Annotated in this window: 18 protein-coding genes; 7 read left to right on the top strand and 11 right to left on the bottom strand. The window is 69.7% G+C overall.

The window, feature by feature from the left end:
* Positions 1-91 precede the first annotated feature (91 nt).
* Positions 92-6,586 (top strand): hypothetical protein, encoded by a 6,495-nt coding sequence (locus ACFWUU_RS16585; RefSeq protein ID WP_380176488.1) that lies wholly within the window; start codon positions 92-94, stop codon positions 6,584-6,586.
* A 7-nt stretch (positions 6,587-6,593) separates the two neighbouring features.
* Here ACFWUU_RS16585 and ACFWUU_RS16590 read toward each other — a convergent pair whose 3' ends face one another.
* The 9 genes from ACFWUU_RS16590 to ACFWUU_RS16630 are packed head-to-tail and all read right to left on the bottom strand — an operon-like array spanning position 6,594 to position 13,762.
* Entirely contained in the window at positions 6,594-7,211 is a 618-nt protein-coding gene (locus ACFWUU_RS16590; RefSeq protein ID WP_380176490.1) for an acVLRF1 family peptidyl-tRNA hydrolase, read from the bottom strand.
* A complete protein-coding gene (locus ACFWUU_RS16595; protein WP_137254937.1) occupies positions 7,208-7,594 on the bottom strand; it encodes a metal-sulfur cluster assembly factor in 387 nt (128 codons plus the stop codon). Before ACFWUU_RS16595 ends, ACFWUU_RS16590 begins: the two co-directional genes overlap by 4 nt.
* Positions 7,587-8,045, bottom strand: coding sequence for a Fe-S cluster assembly sulfur transfer protein SufU (sufU, locus tag ACFWUU_RS16600; protein ID WP_137254936.1), 459 nt, complete (start codon positions 8,043-8,045; stop codon positions 7,587-7,589). Before sufU ends, ACFWUU_RS16595 begins: the two co-directional genes overlap by 8 nt.
* Before the next feature lies 1 nt (position 8,046).
* On the bottom strand, positions 8,047-9,303 hold the full coding sequence (locus ACFWUU_RS16605; RefSeq protein WP_380176492.1) for a cysteine desulfurase: 1,257 nt from the start codon (positions 9,301-9,303) through the stop codon (positions 8,047-8,049).
* Entirely contained in the window at positions 9,300-10,061 is a 762-nt protein-coding gene (sufC, locus tag ACFWUU_RS16610) for a Fe-S cluster assembly ATPase SufC (protein WP_137254934.1), read from the bottom strand. The genes ACFWUU_RS16605 and sufC overlap by 4 nt, the downstream gene beginning before the upstream one ends.
* 23 nt (positions 10,062-10,084) lie before the next feature.
* Positions 10,085-10,423 carry a non-heme iron oxygenase ferredoxin subunit gene (locus ACFWUU_RS16615; RefSeq protein ID WP_130438612.1) on the bottom strand — a complete coding sequence of 113 codons (339 nt, stop codon included), beginning with the start codon at positions 10,421-10,423 and terminating at the stop codon, positions 10,085-10,087.
* Positions 10,420-11,622 carry a Fe-S cluster assembly protein SufD gene (gene sufD / locus ACFWUU_RS16620; RefSeq protein WP_137254933.1) on the bottom strand — a complete coding sequence of 401 codons (1,203 nt, stop codon included), beginning with the start codon at positions 11,620-11,622 and terminating at the stop codon, positions 10,420-10,422. The genes ACFWUU_RS16615 and sufD overlap by 4 nt, the downstream gene beginning before the upstream one ends.
* Entirely contained in the window at positions 11,622-13,034 is a 1,413-nt protein-coding gene (gene sufB / locus ACFWUU_RS16625) for a Fe-S cluster assembly protein SufB (protein WP_363874746.1), read from the bottom strand. The genes sufD and sufB overlap by 1 nt, the downstream gene beginning before the upstream one ends.
* Positions 13,031-13,762: a metalloregulator ArsR/SmtB family transcription factor gene (locus ACFWUU_RS16630; protein WP_137254931.1), complete on the bottom strand. Its 732-nt coding sequence runs from the start codon at positions 13,760-13,762 to the stop codon at positions 13,031-13,033. Before ACFWUU_RS16630 ends, sufB begins: the two co-directional genes overlap by 4 nt.
* A 128-nt stretch (positions 13,763-13,890) precedes the next feature.
* On the opposite strand from ACFWUU_RS16630, the gene ACFWUU_RS16635 reads away from it, so the two are divergent.
* From ACFWUU_RS16635 to ACFWUU_RS16645, 3 genes are read left to right on the top strand one after another with little or no spacing between them, the layout of a single operon-like run.
* Entirely contained in the window at positions 13,891-14,610 is a 720-nt protein-coding gene (locus tag ACFWUU_RS16635; protein ID WP_380176495.1) for an ABC transporter ATP-binding protein, read from the top strand.
* Positions 14,607-15,383, top strand: coding sequence for an ABC transporter permease (locus ACFWUU_RS16640; RefSeq protein WP_380176497.1), 777 nt, complete (start codon positions 14,607-14,609; stop codon positions 15,381-15,383). Before ACFWUU_RS16635 ends, ACFWUU_RS16640 begins: the two co-directional genes overlap by 4 nt.
* Before the next feature lie 19 nt (positions 15,384-15,402).
* Entirely contained in the window at positions 15,403-16,329 is a 927-nt protein-coding gene (locus ACFWUU_RS16645) for a heme A synthase (protein ID WP_380176499.1), read from the top strand.
* A 29-nt stretch (positions 16,330-16,358) separates the two neighbouring features.
* Here ACFWUU_RS16645 and ACFWUU_RS16650 read toward each other — a convergent pair whose 3' ends face one another.
* Positions 16,359-17,453: a ScyD/ScyE family protein gene (locus ACFWUU_RS16650; protein ID WP_380176501.1), complete on the bottom strand. Its 1,095-nt coding sequence runs from the start codon at positions 17,451-17,453 to the stop codon at positions 16,359-16,361.
* 119 nt (positions 17,454-17,572) lie between these two features.
* The gene (locus ACFWUU_RS16655) at positions 17,573-18,487 is read right to left on the bottom strand and encodes a heme o synthase (RefSeq protein WP_380176863.1); all 915 of its coding nucleotides are present in this window, start codon (positions 18,485-18,487) and stop codon (positions 17,573-17,575) included.
* Between the two features lie 260 nt (positions 18,488-18,747).
* On the opposite strand from ACFWUU_RS16655, the gene tkt reads away from it, so the two are divergent.
* The 3 genes from tkt to ACFWUU_RS16670 are packed head-to-tail and all read left to right on the top strand — an operon-like array spanning position 18,748 to position 23,675.
* The gene (tkt, locus tag ACFWUU_RS16660) at positions 18,748-20,943 is read left to right on the top strand and encodes a transketolase (RefSeq protein WP_380176503.1); all 2,196 of its coding nucleotides are present in this window, start codon (positions 18,748-18,750) and stop codon (positions 20,941-20,943) included.
* Positions 20,944-20,985: 42 nt separating this feature from the next.
* Entirely contained in the window at positions 20,986-22,095 is a 1,110-nt protein-coding gene (tal, locus tag ACFWUU_RS16665) for a transaldolase (RefSeq protein WP_137254925.1), read from the top strand.
* A complete protein-coding gene (locus ACFWUU_RS16670) occupies positions 22,092-23,675 on the top strand; it encodes a glucose-6-phosphate isomerase (RefSeq protein ID WP_380176505.1) in 1,584 nt (527 codons plus the stop codon). Before tal ends, ACFWUU_RS16670 begins: the two co-directional genes overlap by 4 nt.
* Positions 23,676-23,688: the final 13 nt, after the last annotated feature.

The raw sequence follows: 23,688 nt of genomic DNA on the forward strand, positions 1-23,688 counted from the left end.
GAGAAACATGGCGAAAACCTGAACAACAGGTTGCTAATGTCCCCGCTCACAGCTGGTGAAAGTACCGGCACGTTGAACGGGGAGTGCAGGGTTGACGTCTGCCGCGATCACCGAGGACGACCCGCAGGGTCGTGCGCGCCAGGCGCTCGGTGTGGCGTTCGGTATCGCGGCCCCGGAGGCGATCGCCCTCCGGGACGGCACCTTCCGGTTGCGGCACTCGCGTGAACGGTTCGCCCGCAAGCTGCTGCGGCGGCTCGAACGCAGGCTGGCCCGCCGCGCCGGCGAGATCACCGACGACCGGCTCGTCGCCGAGGCCGTGGCGCTCGTCGGCGCCGAGGTCGACCGCGTGCGCGGCGGATCCCGGGCGGACGGTGCGACGCGGGCGCTGGACGCACTGCTCGACCTGCCCGGTCTGCCCGAGTCCCAGCGGGCCGAGACGCAGGCACTGCTCCAGGACGTCCTCGACGGCAACCAGCTCGCCACTGACGCCGACCTACGCCGACTGACCAACGTCCGCGCCCGCCGCCAGTCCCCCGGCCGCCCCCTCGCCGCCGATCTGATCGCCGAGTCCCACGCCCTGACCCGCGCCGCCGACCGCCTCCAACAAGCCAGAACCCCATCCGCCTCCCCGGCCGACACCCAGGCCGCCACACCGGCCGCCACACCGGCCGTCAGCCCAGCCGTCACCCCGCCCGCCACCCCGGCCGCCACCCCGGCCGCCAGCAGTGCGGGAGGGCTTTTCGGGTGGCTTCGGCGGATTGGACGGGAGAGTCGTGTTGCGGCCGACGGCTACCGCGAAGAGCGGGCTCGCCGGGCCGAGGCGCAGTACGAGGAGTTCCGGCGGCTCAGCCGCGAGTGGGAGGAGCGGTCCGGCAGCCGGCCGCTGGAGGACATCGAGCGCGACCTGGCGAACCTCTCGCAGGCGATCCGGCGTGACGGGCATCCCGCACCGCAGCTTCCATCCGCTGGCGTACACGTCGTCGTCCCGAACGTAGATCAGGTGCCGGACGACAGCTTCCGGGAGCACGTACGACGGCAGATCGCCGACCTCGAGTCCGCGGCGACGGACCAGACCCACCGCGCCGACGTACGCACCCGCAGTGCCGCGAGCGCCGGCGAACTGGCCACGGCGTTGTTCGCGGAGGCCGACCGGCAAGCCGCCGGCCAGGACGCGTCCGCCCACGAGCGCGCCCGCCGGATCCGCGCCCAGGGTCTACGCCGCCTACGCATCGCCGAGCGCCACACCCAGATCGCGCAGTACTGCACCACCGCCGCCGACCAGGCGAGCGCAGCTGCTGCTGCGTACCGGGCCGTGCTGGAGGCAGACGACCTACAGACCGCTACGCAGGCGGCTGCTGTGCAGGTCCAGGCCTACCAGAAGGCGTCCGCGGCGACCCTCCCCGCCGAGGACGTGCAGCACAACGGGCTTCCGTCCGGTCGCCTGCCGCATCTGACCAGACTGTGCCGCGAGCTCAACCAGGCTCTGGAGGACCGCGAGTCGCCCTACCGGTTCACTCCGGACCTCCTGCATCGGACACTGCGTGGCGAGAGCCGCCGGATCCTCTCGCCGGACGGCTTCATGCTGTCGATCGGCAACGAGCCGCGCGCCGACGTCGACGGTCTCATCCAGTTCCACCTGAAGCTCGAGCTCGGTGAGCTGCAGGAGGTCCTGGACAGTCCGCTCACCATCGACGAGGCCCAGGTCGGGCAGGTGGTCCAGGGCGGCTACAACGTCGCCACCTCGGCGTTGCAGACTTCCGGTGCCACGGTAGGCGTCGACCTACGAGCCCTGACCGAGGCGCTCCCGGACACCAGCAAGGTGAAGGCCGTCGCGAAGGTCGTCTCGCCGGGCGTCGAGGTCGCCACCGGGCACGGCCTCCTCGTCAGCGGCGGAGCAACCGAATTCGCGCAGAACGGTGCGGTCGAGGCGCTCCGCGGCGAGATCCTCCGATTCCGCTCGGCGCAGCCGCGCTGGAGCTGGCGGATCCGCGAGTCCGCGGCCGCCGACTGGTCCCCCGCCCACGTCGTCGACTCCGGCACCGAGCACGACACCGCCACACTCGACCTCGGCTACATCCACACCTACACCGTGCCGCCGCCGGCCGAGCAGACCGATCTCGAAACGCTCGGCCTGTCGGCGGAACGCAGTACGACGATGCCCGAGCACATGGCGACCCGGGTCGACGGGCTGAACGACCTGTGCGACCGGACCGTGGCAGAGCTGCGGCAACGCCTCGGCTCGCTCGACCGCGTCGGCCACGACCGGATCCGCAGTCTGGTCGCCGAGGATGCGATGACGCGGCTGGACGAGACGACGCGGCCCGGCGGCGTCTGGCGACTGATCACGAACGGCGGCCGACCAGTCGCCTGGGCGCAACTGGAGACCGTCGCCGAAATGGAGACCGCAGAGCTGGTCAGCGACAGCTCCCCCGATCACAGGCTCGAGATCTGGCGCGTCGGCAACTCCGGCACGTCCGGCGCCCAGGGATTCAGCGACTCGCGAACGATCAGCGCGACGGCGACCACCGCGCTGACCGATGTCGGCTCCTCCACGATCGACCTCGCGCCGGGGGTCCGCGCCGGCCGGAACACCGGTCAGGAGGACACGGCCTCCACCGCCGACCTCGGCAGTCGTTGGAGCACCCAACGAGTAGCGCCGACGGTCGGCGTGAAGCTGCGGCTGCGGCACAAGGTCACCGTGCATCGCCTCGATCGCCAGGAGTCGTTCAGCACCGAAGGCGAGGGGGATGCGTACCTGCGGATGGCGGAGCGCGACGCCTTCCGGTACGGCCTGCCGGTGCCGGCCGCGGCCCTCGTCCGCGAAGACGGTCAGCTGCGCCGCGGCGCAGACGGTCGCCTGTTGCTGCGCGGAGACCCGCACCCGACCGACACCCCGCTCCGCCTGCCGCTGTGGCTCGGCAACGGTCCGGGCCAGCTGCGCGGCGCCGGTCCGGCGATGATCCGCGAGCTGACCGGGTCCGATCAGGCCCTGAAGGGTTTCCTCGAACATCTGTCCCGGGAGTCGATGGTTCCGCCGCTGGTGGACGGCCATCCGCTGCCCACCGGCCTCGCAGGTGAGGATCCGGCTGTCCTGCTCAGCCGGACGGAGAACTGGGAACGTGCCTGCCAGCAGCTCGCCAGGCATCGCCTGGAGACCGGGTACGACCACGCCGCGCAGGACCGGCTGACCTTCCAGCTCACCGAGCACCGCACCGGCCATCCGCCTCGGGTCCGGTCCTATCGCATCGCCATCGAGCAGCACTTCGACCGCGCGACGCCGATCGGTGTCGCGGACGACGACATGGTCGTCAACGTCGACATCGGAGTGAGTACGTCGGGTCGCTCCAGCACCGAGTCGCGAAGCCTGCCGTGGTCGGCGTCCCTCGGGGTCAGCAACGCTCCGGCGCCAGGGCAGTCCGGGAGTACGCCGCAAGCGCGGGCGTCGGTCGGCCGGTCCTCGATGGGCCGCTCCCTCACGTCGTCGACGAGCCGGGGTGCGTACCGGATGACGGTGTCGGAGTCGAGCGCGCAGGTCGCGGTGTTCGACGTACCACACACGATCACGATCAGCGAGATCACCGACGACGGCCGCGAGGTGCCGATCATCGCGTCGGAGGGCAGCGCCCGGGTCTGTCTCGACAGCGAGTTCTGCGCCGGGCCCGAGCAGCCGGCAACCGCCGTACGCGAGCAGGTCGATCCGGGGCTGCTGCAGACCGCCACGGTCCAGCATGTCGACGCGCGGGACCCGATCGCGCAGCTGATCGAGGCCGCGCCGGAGTTAGGGCGGGGTGACAGCTCCGCGCTGCACCACCTCAGTGCGTTCCTCGCGCCGCGGAACCTCATCTCCCGGCCGGAGCTGCTGACAACCGAGTACCGCACCGGTCTGGCCGTCAGCCCGGCGCCGTCCGACGCACTTGAGGCAGTACGACGCCGTGGCCTCAGCCCACGCCGTACCGCGCTCAGCGTCACCACCCGCGTGGAGAACCTCAGGTACGTCGGCAGCGGGCATCCGATCCTCGCCGAGCTCAACGTGACGCTGGCGAGCACCGGCAGTACCTCGGGTGTCTCCACCGGCGCCACGGCCGGCGTGAGTGCAGGCACCGGCTCGGTGTCGGCCGACGGGGACGCACACAGCGGATCGGTCGGGCTGAACCGGTCTACGACTCGCTCGTCGGCCAGCTCGGAGACGTCCACCAGCGGCGTCGAGCGGACGCTGATGCGGGACGGGCAGCACTACCAGTTCTGGGGAGACCTCGTCCTGGAAGCGAAGCTCCGGTCCGGCAGCACCGCGGTTCGCACGATCCCGCTCGACACGGGCGCCGTCGTACTCACGCTCCCCGAGGGCGATGCGCTGCGGGCGTACGGGCGGAACGAGCTGGACCTCCCGCTGCACCAGGTGTCGGATGCCGTCGAGCGGCTGCTGGACGACAACCTCGATCTCCCCCGCCGTACGACGACCTCGCTGCTGCGGCGCTACCGGATCGAGAAGGCCGGCGCCGACGGGCTGGCCGCGACGCACACCGACGAGCGGCTGGCGAAGAAGTTGCGCGAGGCAACAGGGCTCGCGATGCCGGGCGATACCGGTCTGGATGCCACCCTCGTCGAAGCCGAGGTGCTGGCGCGGATGCGGGTCGAGGTGCCGATGCCGCGGAACTACGACCAGATGCTGGGTGGCGCCCAGGTCGACCGGTCGTCGCTGCAGGACCTGGACGGCAACGAGAGCGACATGTTCCGCGAGGTCTGCGCCGCCGTCGCGGAACACTCGCCGCAGGCGCTGGACGACGCCGTGCTGACCAGCGCACTGCGCGGTGACCTGAGCGGCACGCGATGGCGCAACCAGCTGGACGAGATGCTCGACCCGCGCGGGTTCGTCCGTGAGCTGCCGGTCCGCGACGGCACGGGCACTCGCAACCTCCGGGTCCGGGTGAAGGTGCGGTTCGTCGGTCCGGTGACCAGCGAGGCGGGCGGGACGGAAGGGCAGAGCGGCAACGGCTACGGCCTGCAGCAGCTGTGGAGCCTGCAGGATCGGACCAGGAGCGTGACGGAAGGTACGTCGCACAGCGGTCAGGTCGGCGTCTCGGCGACGGAGGGGGCGTCCGCGACCATCGGGGCCGGCGCCGAGCTCGCTACGTCCACCACCTCGTCGAGCAGCGAGCTCAACACCCGCATCAGTACCGGGCTCTCGCTGTCGACGGCTCGGGTCGAGCGGGACTACCAGGTCGTCATCGAGGTCGAGGACTCTGCGGAGCCCGGCGGCCAAGCGACGGCGGTGACTCGGCGGGAGGCCTCCGGGCGGATCAGCCTCTCGGTGCCGGCGTCCGCACTCCACTCGGCCCCGCCCCAGGACGGCCCGGAGGTCGCCGACCACCGAGCCGTCAGGCTGCCGGACAACTACCTCGTCGACGGCACACTCCCCCACTTGCCCGACGCGCCGCCGGAGAATGCGCTGTTCGACGCCGTCGTCGCCCGTCTCGGCCGCCCGGACATGTTGCGCAGCGCCGGTGTCCGGTTGCACCAGACGACGCTGGAGTCCTTGCTCGGCGCCGCGAACCGCGCGGTCGCGTTCCAGGAGATGGCCGGGCCGTCCGGACACGAACTCGTGCCGCTGGCGATCCCCGGCCAGACCTCGCGGGTCGTGGTCGTCCGGGTCCGCGCGGAGGTGTCGGGCCTGGAGCTGATCTCGGATCCCGACGAGGACTCGACCACCCAGCTCGGCGAGAACTCGCGCGAGCTGCGGATCAGCCAGTTGACCGCGCGCAGCAACCGCCTGCTGCCCGGCTCCCGTTCCATGGGAGGTACGACGCCCGGCGGCGCGATCACGGTCGGCCTGAACTCCGGCCGCCGCGTAGGCGAGCAGGACACGGGTACGGTCGGCGCACGCCACGAGACCGGCGTCTACGAGTCCGGCCAGGTCGTCACCGTCAAGGTGAGCGTCGACTACCACCTCGACTTCGAGCGCCGCCGGATCGACCGCAACCACCGCCCGAAGGTCGAGCGTGCCGACTCGGTGCACCGGGCCGCGTCCGGCGAGGCGTACCTGACGATGTTCCGCCACGAGTACGACGCGATGCGCGCGCGGATGGAGGCCGGCGAACCCGCACTCGCCGGCTGGGATCCGGCGGACCAGCCCAAACCCGCACGGGTCCGGACCGTCGCGATGAGGGTCGACGCCGACGAGCAGCACCCGTACCAGCCGCTGGTCGACGCACTCGGCCGAGCCCGCCGCGACGGCGTGAACGTCCGGCTCACGATCCGCGAGGCGGGCGGCAAGCGACAGGTGTACGTCGCCGGGGCGGACGGCACGCTGACGAGCCGGACCGACGGCGAGTTCGCCCAGGCGTTCGCCACGCTGCACCCGCGACTCGCACTGCTTGCAGAGGGGCTGGTCGATCTCCGCGAGCTCCACGCGTCGACCTCTGGCCGGTTCACCGGAGCGGTCGTCGACGCGTTGCAGCAGCACGGCATCCCCGCGTCAGCGCTGGTCGAGACGGACTCGCGTATGCGCCGTACGCCGGCAGCTCACGACAGCCCGTCCGCCCGGCGGATGCACGCATCGAACCCCGGGACGGGCATGACGATCGAATGACTGACGGCTACGCCGGTTGCTCCAGCTCGATCCGGATCGCCCGCGCGTCGACGCCGGCCTGCTCCAAGACCTTCTGCTTCGGATCCGGTACGCCGAGGAACGGCGGCCGCACCAGCCCGGGCAGCTCCTTCAAGCGAGGATCCTCCAGCACCGTGTCGACCGCCCGCCGGTCTCCCCCGCACACCAGGACGTCGAGCTTCGCCGGCGCGAGGATCCGTACGGCGACCTCCGTCGCCGCCGCGAACGCCTCGCGGGCCTGGTTGTCCCGGCGGCGCGCGTACCGCTGCTGCGACCAGCCGCCCGCCTTCGTCGTCCCCTGCACGTGCCGGGACCCGACCTTCGAGTCGAGAAGCTTGCCATCGGCAAACACCCCGGCGCCGTACCCGCCGCGACGGACGAGCAGGATCCCGAGCCGCCGTGGGGTCAGTACATGTGCAACGAGCCCCTCGCGGGACAAGTCCGCGAGAGGCTCGAACGGCACAGTGACGACGGCCGAGGAACCGTCCTCGGCGGACAGCGTGACGCGCGTCGGCGTCACGTCGTACTCGACGTCACCGTGCCGTTCGCCGAAGCCGGTCAGCCACCTGTCCAACCGCTCCGGCGCTACGTGAACAATCTTGCTCACACGTTGAAGCCGAGCGCCCGCAGCTGGTCGCGGCCGTCGTCGGTGATCTTCTCCGGGCCCCACGGCGGCATCCAGACCCAGTTGATCCGGAAGTCGTTGACGAGACCGTCCAGCGCCATCCGGGTCTGGTCCTCGATCACGTCGGTCAGCGGGCAGGCCGCGGACGTCAGCGTCATGTCGATGATCGCCGTACTGGTGTCGTCGACGGTGATGCCGTAGATCAGGCCCAGGTCGACCACGTTGATGCCGAGCTCCGGGTCGACGACATCCTTGAGTGCCTCGGTGACGTCCTCGACCTTGGCCGGGGTCGTGCCGACCGGCGCGGCGGCCGCGTCGAGGTCGACCTCGGGCAGTTCGATCTTCTCGTCGGTCTGGTCAGGCATTCTTGACTCCTTCGTTGGCTGCGAGGGCCTGGGCGGTGGCATCCCGCCACGCCGACCAGCCCAGCAGTGCACACTTCACCCGGGCCGGGAACTGCGCGACGCCCGCGAACGCCACACCGTCCTCGAGAACCTCTTCGTCCGGCTCGACATTCCCCCGGCCCTGCATCAGCTCGAGGAACTTCTCGTACGTCGCCATGCCCTCGGACACCGGCTTGCCGATCACCAGGTCCGACATCACCGACGTCGCCGCCTGGCTGATCGAGCAGCCGACGCTGTTGTGGGTGACGCCCTTGACGGTGTCGCCGTCGAGCTCGACCCGGAGCGTGACCTCGTCGCCGCAGGACGGGTTCACGTGGTGCACCTCCACGTCGTACGGGTCCGACAACCCCGCGTGGTGCGGGCTGCGGTAGTGATCCAGGATGATCTCCTGGTAGAGGCTGTCGAGCTGCATATCAATCCACCTTGAAGTACTTGCGCACGAATCCCAGGCCGTCCACGAGCGCCTCGATCTCCTCCGGCGTCGTGTACAGATAGAAAGACGCTCTGGTCGACGATTGCATTCCGAACCGCTCGTGCACCGGACGCGCGCAGTGGTGCCCGGCCCGGACGGCGATGCCGCGGGTGTCCAGCACGGTCGACACGTCGTGCGGGTGGACGCCGTCCAGCGCGAAGCTGATCGCACCGCCGTGATCGGCCGCGTCCTGCGGCCCGAGGATCTTCAGACCGGGAACGGTCTTCAGCCCCTCGAGCGCGTACTCGACGATCGCGTGCTCGTGCGCGGCGATCTTGTCCATCCCGATCCCGGACAGGTAGTCGACGGCCGCACCGAGCCCGACGGCCTGCGCGATCGGCGGCGTACCCGCCTCGAACCGGGCCGGCGGAGCGGCGTACGTCGAACCGGTCATCCGGACGATCTCGATCATCTCGCCGCCACCGAGGAACGGCGGGAGCGAGGCGAGCAGGTCGTACCGTCCCCAGAGCACGCCGATGCCGGTCGGGCCGACGACCTTGTGACCGGTGAAGGCCAGCAGGTCCGCGCCCAGCGTCGAGACGTCGACCGGGAACTGCGGGACGGCCTGCGACGCGTCGACGACCACGGTCGCGCCGACCGCGTGCGCCTTCGCGGCGATCTCGGTGATCGGGTTGATCGTGCCGAGCGCGTTCGAGACCCAGGTCAGCGCGACGACCTTGGTCTGCTCGGTGAGCAATTCGTCGATGTTCGACAGGTCGAGCCGGCCGTCCTCGGTCACGCCGAACCACTTCAGCGTCGCACCGGTCCGCTCGCAGGCGAGCTGCCACGGGACGATGTTGCTGTGGTGCTCCATCTCGGAGACCACCACGACATCGCCCGGCTTCAGCGACGCGCCGAGCGTGTGCGCGGCGAGGTTGAGCGCCTCGGAGGCGTTCTTGGTGAAGACGATCTCGTCCCGCGACGGCGCCCCGATGAAGGCCGCGACCTTGTCCCGGCCGCCTTCGTACGCCGCGGTCGCCTCGGCACCGAGCTGGTGCATGGCCCGGGCCACGTTCGCGTTGTGCTTGAGGTAGTGGTCCTCGATCGCCTGCACGACCTGGAGCGGCTTCTGCGAGGAGTTCGCCGAGTCGAGGTAGACCAGCGGGAACCCGCCGGCCAACTCGCGCGACAGGATGGGGAAGTCCGCCCGGACCGATTGCAGGTCCAGGGGACTGCTGAACGTCCGGGCGTCGGTCACTTCGCGCCTGCCTTGAGGAACCGCTCGTAGCCGTTCGCCTCGAGCTCTTCGGCCAGCTCCGGGCCACCCTCTTCGGCGACGCGACCGTCGACGAACACGTGCACGAAGTCCGGCTTGATGTAGCGCAGGATCCGCGTGTAGTGGGTGATCAGCAGCACGCCCTTGTCGCCCTGGGCGGCGAACCGGTTGACGCCCTCGGAGACGATCCGCAGCGCGTCGATGTCGAGGCCGGAGTCGGTCTCGTCGAGGATCGCGACCTTCGGGTTCAGCAGCTCGAGCTGGACAATCTCGTGCCGCTTCTTCTCACCGCCGGAGAAGCCCTCGTTGACGTTCCGGGTGCCGAAGTCGGAGTCCATGTCCAGATCGGCGAGCGCCTTGTTGACGTCCTTGATCCAGGTCCGCAGCTTCGGCGCCTCGCCGTCGATCGCGGTCTTCGCGGTCCGGAGGAAGTTCGCCACCGAGACTCCGGGCACCTCGACCGGGTACTGCATGGCCAGGAACAGGCCGGCCCGGGCGCGCTCGTCGACGGACATGTCCAGCACGTCCTCGCCGTCCAGCGTCACCGTGCCGCTGGTGACGTTGTACTTCGGGTGCCCGGCGATCGAGTACGCCAGCGTCGACTTGCCGGAGCCGTTCGGGCCCATGATCGCGTGCGTCTGACCGCCGGCGATGGTCAGGTCGACGCCGCGCAGGATCTGCTTCGGGCCGTTCTCGGTGTCGACCGACACGTGCAGGTCGCGGATCTCGAGTGTCGCCATGAGGTTTCTTCTATCTCCGTCGTTTACAGGGCTGCTTGGTTCAGGGGGTTCTTCACGTCGACGAGTACGTCGTCGCCGTCGAGGCGCACGGGGTAGATCGGCACCGGGTCGTACGCCGGCAGGCTGGTCGGCTCGCCGGTGCGCAGGTCGAAGCGGGACCCGTGCAACCAGCACTCGATCTCGCACTCGCCGACGTCACCCTCGGACAGCTGGATCTGCGCGTGCGAGCACTCGTCCCGCACCGCGAAGTACTGTCCCTCGCTCTTCACGACCGCGACCTCCACGCCGCCGACCTCGACCGGGATCACTCCCTCGTCGGGTACGTCGGCGGCGGCGCAGGCGCGCTCGAAGCTGTCGCTCACTGGCCGACGACCGCCTTGGCGGACTCGCTCAGCTCCGCGGTGCGGGCCAGCTTCTCTTCGATCACCTCGTGCAGGTGCTCGGTGACCTCGGGGACACCGATCTTGCCGATGATGTCGTTGAAGAAGCCGGACACGACCAGCCGCCGCGCCGCGTCCTCGGGGATGCCGCGGGCCTGCAGGTAGAACAGCTGCTCGTCGTCGAACCGGCCGGTCGCCGACGCGTGGCCGGCGCCCTCGATCTCGCCGGTCTCGATCTCCAGGTTCGGCACCGAGTCGGCGCGGGCGCCGTCGGTCAGGACCAGGTTCCGGTTCAGCTCGAAGGTGTCGGTGCCCTCGGCCGCGGCCCGGATCAGCACGTCGCCGATCCACACCGAGCGGGCCTTGTCACCGGCCAGCGCGCCCTTGTAGAGCACGTTGCTCTTGCAGTTGGTCGCCTCGTGGTCGACGAAGAGCCGGTTCTCGTGGTGCTGACCGGACTCGGCGAAGTACACCCCGAGCAGTTCGGCGTCGCCACCGGGACCGGCGTACCGGACGTTGGTGCCGATCCGGACGATCTTGCCGCCGAGGGTGACCGCGACGTGGTGGAGCTTCGCGTCCCGGCCGACGACCGCGTCGTGCTGGCCGAGGTGGATCGACTCGTGGTCGCCCTGCTGGATCGAGACGACCCGCAGGTCGGCGCCGTCGCCGACGACGATCTCGACGTTGCTGCCGAGCTCACCGGAGCCGCTGTGATCGATGATCACGATCGCCTTGCTGTGCCGGCCGGACTCGATGATCAGGTGGCTGAAGCCGCGGGCGCCGAGGCTCGCGACGTTCACGTGCACCGCCTCGGTCAGCTCGGCCTCGACCGGGATCCGGACCGCGAACGCGTCGCCCGCGTGGTTCCAGGCGACGGCCGCGGAGCGGTCCTGCGGCTTGCCGACCTTGAGCGAGTCCGCGGCGACGGTCTCGAAGACCACGCCCTCCGGACCGGACGCGTCGACCTTCGGGGTCTCGGTGCCGGCCGCGTCCTCGAACAGTGCCTTCAGCTGCTTGACCGGCGTGAAGCGCCACTCCTCCTCGCGCCCGGTCGGCACCGCGAAGTCGGCCACGTCGTACGACGTGGGCCGCTCGCTGCGCGCCTGGAGCGGGACCGGCGAACCCGGCCCGTGGGAGTGCGCCTTGTTGCCGGTAGCAACAAGGGTGTCAGACGACGACATCAGCCGACGGCCCCTTCCATCTGCAGCTCGATGAGCCGGTTGAGTTCCAGCGCGTACTCCATCGGGAGCTCGCGGGCGATCGGCTCGATGAAGCCGCGGACGATCATCGCCATCGCCTCGTCCTCGGCCATGCCCCGGCTCATCAGGTAGAAGAGCTGGTCGTCGCTGACCTTGGACACGGTCGCCTCGTGCCCCATCGCCACGTCGTCCTCGCGGACGTCGACGTACGGGTAGGTGTCCGAACGGCTGATGGTGTCGACCAGCAGCGCGTCACAGCGCACCGTGGACTTGCTGTGGTGCGAACCCGGCGCCACCTCGACCAGACCGCGGTACGACGTCCGGCCGCCGCCGCGGGCCACCGACTTCGACACGATCGAGCTCGACGTGTACGGCGCGTTGTGCACCATCTTCGAACCGGCGTCCTGGTGCTGGCCCTCGCCCGCGAACGCGACCGACAGCGTCTCGCCCTTGGCGTGCTCACCCATCAGGTAGACGGCCGGGTACTTCATCGTCACCTTGGAGCCGATGTTGCCGTCGATCCACTCCATCGTCGCGCCCTCTTCGCAGGTGGCGCGCTTGGTGACCAGGTTGTAGACGTTGTTCGACCAGTTCTGGATCGTCGTGTAGCGGCAGCGGGCGCCCTTCTTCACGATGATCTCGACCACCGCGGAGTGCAGCGAGTCCGACTTGTAGATCGGCGCCGTACAGCCCTCGACGTAGTGCACGTAGGCGTCCTCGTCGACGATGATCAGGGTCCGCTCGAACTGGCCCATGTTCTCGGTGTTGATCCGGAAGTAGGCCTGCAGCGGGATGTCCACCTTGACGCCCTTGGGCACGTAGATGAACGAGCCGCCGGACCAGACCGCGGTGTTCAGCGAGGCGAACTTGTTGTCGCCGACCGGGATGACCGAGCCGAAGTACTCCTTGAAGATCTCCGGGTGCTCCTTGAGACCGGTGTCGGTGTCCAGGAAGATGACGCCCTGGGCCTCCAGGTCTTCACGGATCTGGTGGTAGACGACCTCGGACTCGTACTGCGCGGCGACACCGGCGACGAGGCGCTGCTTCTCCGCCTCCGGGATGCCGAGCTTGTCGTAGGTGTTCTTGATGTCCTCGGGCAGCTCTTCCCAGCTCGACGCCTGCTTCTCGGTCGACCGGACGAAGTACTTGATGTTGTCGAAGTCGATCCCGGACAGGTCGGCACCCCACGACGGCATCGGCTTGCGGTCGAAGAGCTTCAGGCCCTTCAGCCGCAGGTCGAGCATCCACTCCGGCTCGTTCTTGAGGGTGGAGATGCCCCGCACCACATCGGCGGACAGGCCGCGCTGGGCGACCGCGCCGGCGGCGTCGGAGTCGGCCCAGCCGTACTGGTAGTTGCCGAGGCCTTCCAGTTCGGGGTGAGCGGTTTGCGTCATCGTGCAGTCCTCGCAGATTCGCCGTCGGATACAGGGGCAACGGGCTCGGTCACGACCGGGCCCGGGATGTGCGTCGTACAGACACCGTCGCCGTGGGCGATGGTGGCCAGGCGCTGCACGTGCTTGCCGAGGAGTCTCGAGAACACCTCGGTCTCGGCCTCGCACAGCTGGGGGAACTGCTCGGCCACGTGCGCGACCGGGCAGTGGTGCTGGCAGAGCTGGGCGCCGTGGCCCGCCTCCGCCGTCGAGGCTGCGTACCCGTCCGCCGTCAGGGCCTGGGCGAGCGCTTGCGCCTTCTTGCTCTCGGGAGCCAGCGCGAGCTGCTCCCGGTACCGCTCCTCCACCTCGGCGACACGGCGCCGGGCGAACTCCGCCACGGCGTCGTCACCGCCGGCCTCGGCGATGAACCGCATCGCGGTCGCCGCCAGGTCGTCGTACGCCTGGTGGAAGGCGTGCCGGCCGGTGTCGGTCAGCACGAAGACCTTCGCGGGGCGGCCGCGGCCGCGCGGGCCGTAGACGCGCTCCTCGCGGGACTCGACCAGGCCCTCCTCGAGCAGGTGGTCGAGATGCCGCCGGACCGCCGCCGGGGTCAGCTCGAGCCGCTCCGCCAGCACCGCGGCGCTGGACGGACCGTTGGTCAGGATCGAGCGGGCTACCCGGTCCCGGGTGGACTCGTCCCGCGCGGCAGCGCCGGTGGGCGCCGATCCGTTCGTCGCAGGAGTTTTCACAACATCAGTGTCGCGTAATTCCCGGGGCCCTTCAAATAAGGCTCCCCTAACCGGTTCACGCCGTCACGCGGGGCTTCGACCGGGACCGTGAGCGAGGTCACTCCGGGACGTTCTCTATGCTGCCGTTTGTGCCAGTCGCGGTAGAGATCGACAACCTCGTCGTGCGGTACGGCGAGAAGACCGCGGTCGACGGTCTCAGTCTCACCGTAGCCGCCGGCACGGTGACGGCCGTGCTCGGCCCGAACGGCGCCGGCAAGACCACGACCGTGGAGAGCTGTGAGGGATTCCGCCGGCCTGACTCCGGCCAGGTCCGGGTGCTCGGGCTGGACCCGATCGCCGACCACGACGAGCTGATGCCGCGGATCGGCGTGATGCTCCAGGAGGGCGGCGCCTGGTCCGGCGTACGGGCGGTCGAGATGCTCAAGTACGTCGCGACGCTACACACCCACCCGCTCGACATCCCGGCCCTGGTGGAACGTCTCGACCTGGGCAGCTGCGGACGTACGCCGTACCGCCGGCTGTCGGGTGGTCAGAAGCAGCGGCTGTCGTTCGCGCTGGCGATCGTGGGGCGGCCGGAGATCGCGTTCCTCGACGAGCCGACGACCGGGCTGGACCCGCACGGCCGGCGCGAGATCTGGCAGGTGATCCGCGACCTGCGCGCCGACGGCGTCACCGTCGTCCTCACCACGCACGCGATGGACGAGGCCGAGCAGCTGTCCGACCAGGTCCACGTGGTGTCGGCCGGCAAGGTGATCGCCTCCGGGACCCCCGACGACCTGACCGAGCATCACAAGAAGTCCCTCGAAGACGTGTTCCTCGAGCTGACCGCCAAGCCGGAGCGCTCATGAGTACCTACGCACCGCAACCCGGGAGTGCGCCGTGGCCGCGGAAGGTGCTCGCGCACTCGCGGATGGAGTTCAAGCTGCTCGTCCGCAACGGCGAGCAACTGCTGCTGGCGCTCGTGATCCCGCTCGGCATCCTGCTGCTGCTCGGCGCGACCGGCCTGGGCGACCGCCTGCCGCTCGGCGAAGGCCGGCCGATCGACCAGGCCGTCCCTCGCGTCCTCGCCCTGGCCATCCTGTCCTCGTCGTTCACCTCGCTCGCGATCGCAACCGGCTTCGAGCGCAGGTACGGCGTGATCAAGCGCCTAGGCGCCTCCCCGCTCTCCCGCACCGGACTGCTCGCAGGCAAGATCGGCGCCGTACTGATCGTCCAGCTGATCCAGCTCGCTGTGCTGATCGGCACCGGCTTCGCGCTCGGCTGGAAACCAGTAGGTGGAGCCGAAGCGGTCATCGGTGTGATCCTCACCGTCCTGTGCGGCACCGCGGCCTTCGCGTCCCTCGGTCTGCTGATGGCCGGAGTGCTGCGTGCCGAGGCAACGCTGGCCGCTGCGAACCTGCTGTACCTCTTGCTGCTGGTCGGCGGGGCGATCATGACGCCCGTCAATGAGTACCCGTCCGGCATGCAGAGCGTCGTACGCCTGCTGCCGAGTGCCGCCCTGGCCAACGGACTGGCGAACTCGACCGTCGAAGGGGTGATCCCATGGGCGGCCGCTTTGTCGCTGGCACTGTGGGCCGGCGTGCTCGGATACCTGGTCTCCCGGACCTTCCGCTGGGACTGAGCTTTAGAGTGTCCCGGTGATGACGACGGAGCCCCCGCCTCGAGAAGCCGAACCAGTCAGCCGTTTCTGGCGCCTCGTGCCCGAGCCGAGCCTGGACGTGGTTCGCCGCTGGGGCTGGGCTTCGGTGGCGGTGAACATCGGCATCGTGGTGACCGGCGGTCTGGTCCGTCTGACCGGCTCCGGCCTCGGCTGCCCGACGTGGCCGTCGTGTACGGACGATTCGTACGTGCCGCACGCCGCGCTCGGCTATCACGGCGCGATCGAGTTCACGAACCGGATGCTCGGGTTCGTGGTCGGTGTCGTCGCGATCTGTACCTGGCTGGTCGTGATGCGCTACCGCCCGGTCCGCCACGACCTCCGCCGGCTGGCGACGGCCGCGGCTCTCGGCGTGCCGCTGCAGGCGGTCATCGGCGGTATCAGCGTGCTGACCGGACTGAACCCGTGGATCGTCTCGGCGCACTTCCTCGTCTCACCGATCATCATCACGCTGACGGTGTCGATGATGCGCCGGTCGCGCACCAGCCCGTACCCGCACACTCCCCCGGTGGTCCGCGCGCTCGCAACGGCTTGTGTGGTGGCGGTCTGGCTGACTGTTGCCCTAGGCACCGTTGTCACCGGCGCCGGTCCGCACTCGGGTGATCCGGAGACCGGGCGCAACGGCTTCGACCCCGAACTGGTGAGTCAGCTCCACGCGGACGTCGTGTTCGGGCTGCTCGGCATCACGATCGCCTTGGTGATCGCGACGCGGGTGACTGCGACCTCACGCACGTTGCGGAAGCTGGCGGCCTGGCTGCTGGCGATCGAGCTGCTGCAGGGCGCCGTCGGCTTCACGCAGTACTTCACCGGTCTGCCCTGGGGTGTCGTGCTCGTGCACATGTTCCTGGCCGGGCTGCTGATCGCGCTCGTCACGGCCGTGTACGGCGAGCGCGGGACGCCCGCAACCTGAAACGGGCGTCCCGCCGTACTCGTTCTACTTCAGTAGCGCACCTTGTAGACGGCGCCTGGGCCGAAGACCGGTGCGGAGACGTACAAGCCGCCCCATCGGTCGAAGGCTGTGCCGCCGGGGAGGTTCAGCTGGCCGCGGACCAGTTCCCTCTTGTAGCCGGCCTTGTGGTTCTTGCCGGGGTACTGCAGGTAGAGCGAGCCGATGGTCGAACCACCGGACTCGAACGCGAGCCAACTGTCCCGCGCCAACTGGACGACCGCGAGCGTGCCGTGCGGACCGCCGGCCAGGTCGACGATCGACGTGTAACCGTCGGCGTACCGCTGGCAGTTGCCCTTGTTCGGCTTGACCGGGTCACACACCGCGCTCACCGAGCCCGGCCTGATCCGCCAGATCTCCGACGTACCAGGTGTTGCCGGGAAGCCACGGAGCTCGCCGACGTAGTAGTAACCGTCAGAACCCACGGTGACCGACGTGGCCACTGCTTCGGCGACGAACGGCGTACCTGCCGGCGGAGCCTCGTTACCGAGACCGGCCGGGACCTTGACCGTGCGTGGCTTCAGCCGCGCGACCGTCTTGACGTGACCGTTCGGCCACACCCTCAGCAGATCGTTGTTGGCGGCATCGGACACCAGGACCGTGCCGTCGCTCAGGGCCGCGACGCCGAACGGGTTGGACTCCGTCGGTGAGTCGGCCTGGTTGTACGGATCCGGGTCGTGCGCCTGGTACGCCGCGATGTCCGCGACCTTGACCGGCGTCTTCCCGTACCGCAACCGGTACAGCGTCGAACTGCCCGGCACCGGTGGCTGGCCCGGTTCGCCGCCCGCACCGGTCAGTGCGTACGTCGTACCCCACTTGTTCGTGTCGATCGCGGGCGGGAACCCGCCCGTGCCCGGCACCTTGCCGAGCTTCACGGACTTGCGGCCGTTCGTCACGTACACGGACCCGTCGGTCACGCTGTAGATGACCAGGTTCTTGTACGTCGATACGCCGCGCGGACCGTTCAACCCGGTCGCGATCGGCTTCAGACTGGAATGGTTGCCGCCGGCGTCGGCCTGGCCGGCGACCAGGACGGATCCGGCCAACGCAACTGCCGCGAGCGCGGCAACACGTGTTCGTACCCCCATGCGATTCCCCCTGCTGCAGCGCCTCCCCAGGTGTGGAACCCCCTCCACAGACCACCCCATCGCAACATGAGGTCACGAAATGGTCAACGGGAGAACTCCGAGCGCCCGGCGGGCGACGCTCAGTGCAGGAGCGGATCGATGGCCGCGGCGATGAACAGCAGCGCGAGGTAGATATTCGAGAAGTGGAAGAGCCGCATCGGCCGCAGGGCCGCGCCTTCCGCACCGGTGTGGGCCCGGAGCAACAACCGGCGGGCCTCACGCAGGAAGACGAAACCGAGCACGATCGAGGCCAGCGGATACACGTACCCGGTGTCGGCGATCGGCCAGAGCGCGAGCGACGTGATCACCATGACAACGGAGTACGCCATGATCTGCCGCGCGGTCGCGACCGGGGTCGCGACCACGGGCAGCATCGGCACGTCGACCGATGCGTAGTCCTCGCGGTAGCGCATCGCCAGCGACCAGGTGTGCGGCGGCGTCCAGAAGAACACCACCAGGAACAGCACGACCGGGGTCCAGGCCAGCTTGCCGGTGACCGCGGTCCAGCCGATCAGGGTCGGGAAGCAGCCGGCGATACCGCCCCAGACGATGTTCTGCACGGTCCGGCGCTTCAGCACCATCGTGTAGCCGAAGACGTAGAACAGGTTCGCTGCGAGCGCCAGGCCGGACGACAGCCAGTTGACGAAGAAGCCGAGCTCCAGCGTGGCCAGCACACCGAGCACGACACCGAAGATCGTCGCCGAGCGCGGGCTGACCGCGTGCCGCGGCAACGGGCGGCGCCGGGTCCGGCGCATCTGCTCGTCGATGTCGCGGTCGAGCACGCAGTTGATCGTGTTCGCGCTGCCGGAGGCGAGGATGCCGCCGATCAGGGTGGCCACGACGACCTCGAGCCCGGGCACTCCCCCGGCGGCCAGGAACATCACCGGCACGGTGGTGATCAGCAGCAGCTCGATGATGCGCGGCTTGGTCAGACCGACGTACGCCTTCACCACGTCGCGCACCGACGGACTCACCACAGCGGTAGCGTCCACCAGCGGCGTCGGGTACGACGTCGTCGCGGCTGGACGCGGGTCGACGGCCGTCACGAACACCTCGAAAACAGTGGGTTGACGCCGAGCCTCCGGCGCTGACGATTCAGCAGTCTACGACGCCCCGTAGGAGGGTTCTCGCACCCCCCTCCGATCCGGGGAGTCCGCCCGGGAACAGGGGGAGTCACCAGATGGTTGACAAGCAGTTGAGCAATGTGCAGCGGACAGCCTTCATCACAGTAGGCTCTGCGTGAGATACCTAGAAGATGACCATCGAGAGGAGCGCCGTCGGCGTGACGGAGAAGACCAGCCCCAAGCTTGAATGGACCGAGCTCGACCAGCGCGCGGTCGACACCGTCAGGGTGCTCGCGATGGACGCGGTGGAGAAGGTCGGCAACGGCCACCCCGGTACGGCGATGAGTCTCGCGCCGGCGGCGTACCTGCTGTTCCAGAAGGTGATGCGGCACAACCCGGCCGACCCGCACTGGGCCGGCCGCGACCGGTTCGTGCTGTCGGCGGGGCACTCCAGCCTGACGCTGTACATCCAGCTCTACCTGGCCGGCTTCGGCCTTGAGCTGGACGACCTGAAGGCGCTGCGGACGTGGGGCAGCAAGACGCCGGGCCACCCGGAGTACTCGCACACCCCCGGTGTCGAGACCACCACCGGTCCGCTCGGCCAGGGCGTCGGCAACGCGGTCGGGATGGCGATGGCGGCCCGCCGCGAGCGCGGCCTGCTCGACCCGGACGCGCCGAAGGGCGAGGGTCTGTTCGACCACCAGATCTACGTGATCGCGTCGGACGGCGACCTGGAGGAAGGCGTCTCGGCCGAGGCCTCGTCGCTGGCCGGGCACCAGCAGCTCGGCAACCTCACGGTCATCTACGACGCGAACAAGATCTCGATCGAGGACGACACCAACATCGCCTTCTCCGAGGACGTCGTGGCCCGCTACGCGGCGTACGGCTGGCACGTCCAGGACGTCGACTGGACCAACGGCGGCAAGGGCTACGAAGAGGACGTCCAGGCGCTGTACGACGCGATCGAGGCGGCGAGGGCCGTCACTGACAAGCCGAGCTTCATCCGGCTGCACACGATCATCGGCTGGCCGGCCCCGAACAAGCAGAACACCGGCAAGATCCACGGCTCGGCGCTCGGCGCCGACGAGGTCGCCGCGACCAAGAAGGTCCTCGGCTGGGACCCGGAGCAGTCGTTCCAGGTCGCCGACGACGTGCTCGCACACACCCGCGAGGCGCAGGACCGCGGCAAGGCCCTCGAGGCCGAGTGGAGCGGCAGGTTCGACGAGTGGAAGGCCGCGAACCCGGAGCGCGCCGCGCTGCTGGACCGGCTCTCCAAGCGCGAGCTGCCGGCCGACTGGAAGGACGCGCTGCCGAGCTGGGACGCCGACGCCAAGGGTGTCGCCACCCGCGCCGCCTCCGGTGACGTGCTGACCAAGCTGTCGCCGGAGCTGCCCGAGCTGTGGGGCGGTTCGGCCGACCTGGCCGGCTCGAACAACACCACCCCGAAGGGCCAGCCGTCGTTCATCCCGGCGGAGCACGCCACCAAGGAGTTCCAGGGCAACGAGTACGGCCGGGTGCTGCACTTCGGCATCCGCGAGCACGCCATGGGCTCGGTGCTGAACGGCATCGCCCTGCACGGCCTGACCCGCCCGTACGGCGGAACGTTCCTGGTCTTCTCCGACTACATGCGCCCGGCGGTCCGGCTCGCCGCGCTGATGAAGCTGCCGGTGACGTACGTCTGGACGCACGACTCGATCGGCCTCGGCGAGGACGGCCCGACGCACCAGCCGATCGAGCACCTGTCGGCGCTGCGGGCGATCCCGGGCCTGGACGTCGTCCGCCCCGGTGACGCGAACGAGACGGCGGCCGCGTGGGCCACGATCCTCGAGCACACCGACCGCCCGGCCGGGCTCGTGCTGACCCGGCAGAACGTGCCGACGTTCCCGCGGGGCACGGACGGATACGCCACCACGGAGAACGTGCACAAGGGCGCCTACGTGCTGCTCGACACGGACGGTACGCCGGACGTCGTGCTGATCGGCACCGGCTCGGAGGTCCAGCTCGCCGTCGAGGCGCGGGCCAAGCTGGCCGAGGAGGGCGTCAACGCCCGCGTGGTCTCGATGGTCTCGCGCGAGTGGTTCGACGAGCAGGACGACGCGTACCGCGAGTCGGTCATCCCGGCCGATGTCCGGGCCCGGGTCTCGGTCGAGGCCGGGATCGCGCTGAGCTGGCACGACATCGTCGGCGACGCCGGCCGCAGCGTGAGCCTGGAGCACTACGGCGCCTCCGCGGCGTACCAGACGCTGTACGACGAGTTCGGCATCACCGCCGACGCGGTCGTGCAGGCGGCCAAGGACAGCATCGCTGCCGCCGCACAGATCAGCGGACCGGGCGTGCCGCCCGGCCGCGCCGCCGCCGGACCGGTCGGACCGGCCGACGCCAGCTGAAGAAACCCACAACAGAACACTTCGGAAGAAGGCATCGGACACATGAACGATCGCTTGAAAGCACTCGCCGACGCGGGTGTCTCCATCTGGCTCGACGACCTGTCCCGTGAGCGGCTGACCAGCGGCAGCCTGCAGGCCCTGATCGAGGACAAGCACGTGGTCGGTGTGACCACGAACCCGACCATCTTCGCCAAGGCCATCTCGGACGCCGACGCGTACGCCGAGAAGGTCGCCCACCTGGCCTCCCAGGGCGTCTCCACCGACGAGGCGATCCGGGTCATCACCACCGACGACGTCCGCGACGCCGCCGACGTGTTCAAGCCGGCGTACGACGACTCCGAGGGCCAGGACGGCCGGGTGTCGATCGAGGTCGAGCCGACGCTCGCGCACGACACGGCGAAGACCGTCGAGCAGGCCAAGCTGCTGTGGGACATCGTCGGCCGGGACAACGTCTTCGTGAAGATCCCCGCCACCAAGGAAGGCCTGCCGGCGATCACCGAGACGCTGGCCGCCGGGATCAGCGTGAACGTGACGCTGATCTTCTCCCTCGAGCGCTACAAGGCGGTCGTGGCCGCGTTCCTGTCCGGCCTCGAGCAGGCCGTCGAGAACGGCCACGACGTGACCAAGATGGCCAGCGTGGCGTCGTTCTTCGTCAGCCGGGTGGACACCGAGGTGGACAAGCGGCTGGACGCGATCGGCACCGACGAGGCGAAGGCGCTGAAGGGCAAGGCCGCGATCGCCAACGCCCGGCTCGCGTTCGAGGCGTACGAGGAGATCTTCGACACCGACCGCTGGCGCGAGCTCGAGACCGCCGGCGCCAAGCCGCAGCGGCCGCTGTGGGCCTCCACCGGCACCAAGGACCCGTCGTACTCCCCCACCCTGTACGTCGACAACCTGGTCACCAAGGGCGTCGTGAACACGATGCCTGAGGCAACCATCAAGGCGGTCGAGGAGCACAGCGAGTTCTCCGGCGACACGGTCCGCGGCGACTACGACGCCGACCGCAAGGTGATCGCCGACCTGGAGAAGCTCGGCATCTCGTACGACGAGGTCGTCCAGGTGCTCGAGGACGAGGGCGTGGCGAAGTTCGACGCCTCCTGGTCCGAGCTGCAGGACACCGTCACCGCGGCCCTGAAGGGCGCGGCCAAGTGAGCGCTCCGAAGGTCAGCACGCAGAACGGCGACTGGGCCGAGGTCGTCGACAAGCTGGTCGCCGAGAAGATCGCCTCCCGGATCGCCGCGAAGGACGCGACGATCTGGGGCCCGGACGCCGAGCACGAGGCGTCGATCCGGCTCGGCTGGGTCGACCTGCACGACACCTCCCGGCCGCTGCTGGCCGAGATCGAGGCGCTGCAGGCAGACCTGCGGTCCGAGGGCCTGGACCGGATCGTGCTGTCCGGTATGGGCGGCTCGTCGCTCGCGCCCGAGGTCATCACCCGTACGGCGGGCGTCGAGCTCGTCGTACTGGACTCGACCGACCCGAGCGTGGTCGCGCGGGCGCTGGCCGGTGACCTCTCGAAGACCGTGATCGTCGTGTCCAGCAAGTCCGGCGGGACGGTCGAGACCGACAGCCACCGGCGTACGTTCGTCAAGGCGTTCGAGGACGCGGGGATCGACGCCGCGTCGCGGGTCGTCGTCGTGACGGACCCGGGTTCGCCGTTCGAGAAGCTGTCGGCGGACGAGGGCTACCGCAAGACGTTCCTCGCCGACCCGAACGTGGGCGGCCGGTACAGCGCGCTCACGGCGTTCGGCCTGGTGCCGTCCGGACTGGCCGGCGCGGACATCGCCGAGTTGCTCGACCAAGCGGCCGAGGCGGCGCCTGAGCTGCAGGCCGACTCGACCGACAACCCGGCGCTCTGGCTGGGCGCTGTGCTCGCGGCGAGCGCGGGCCGGGACAAGGCGATCATCACGGCCGACGGGTCCGACATCGTGGGCTTCCCGGACTGGGCCGAGCAGCTGATCGCGGAGAGCACCGGCAAGCTCGGCACCGGCGTACTGCCGGTTGCGGTCGAGGTCGGTGCGCCGGAGCTGCACAGCGAGGCTGCTGACCTGACCAACGCGTTGCTCGCCGAGAAGGCGACCAGCGGTGTGCCGACGGCGCTGACCTCGGGCTCGCTCGGCGGTCAGATGCTGCTCTGGGAGACGGCGACGGCCGTGGCGGGCTATCTGCTCGGCATCAACCCGTTCGACCAGCCGGACGTGGAGAGCGCCAAGGCCGCCGCGCGTGGTCTGCTCGACGCGCAGCCGAAGCCGGAGGCGGCCGCCTTCACCGAGGGCGCCGTCGAGGTTCGCGGCTCCGAAGGGCTGCTGGACGGTGTGGACACGCTGCAGGGTGCGGTGGACGCGCTGCTGGGCAAGCTCGACGCGAAGGGCTACGTCGCAGTCATGGCGTACCTGGACTCCGAGCGGGACGCCGACCTGTTCGGCGTACGGCCGGCGCTGGCGACCAAGACCGGTCGTCCGGTGACCTTCGGCTGGGGACCGCGGTTCCTGCACTCGACCGGCCAGTACCACAAGGGCGGCCACCCGGAGGGCGTGTACCTGCAGATCACCGGCGCACACGCGACCGACGTGGAGATCCCGGATCGGCCGTTCAGTTTCGGTACGTTGATCACGGCGCAGGCCGCCGGCGACGCCGGAGTACTCGCGGAGCGCGGGCGCCCGGTACTGCGTCTGCACCTGACCGACGTGTCGAACGGCGTACAGCAGCTCCTGGCTCTGTTCGCGAACTAGTACGGGGAGGAAG

The organism is Kribbella sp. NPDC058693 (genome assembly GCF_042715335.1).
GTDB classification, from domain to species: domain Bacteria; phylum Actinomycetota; class Actinomycetes; order Propionibacteriales; family Kribbellaceae; genus Kribbella; species Kribbella jiaozuonensis.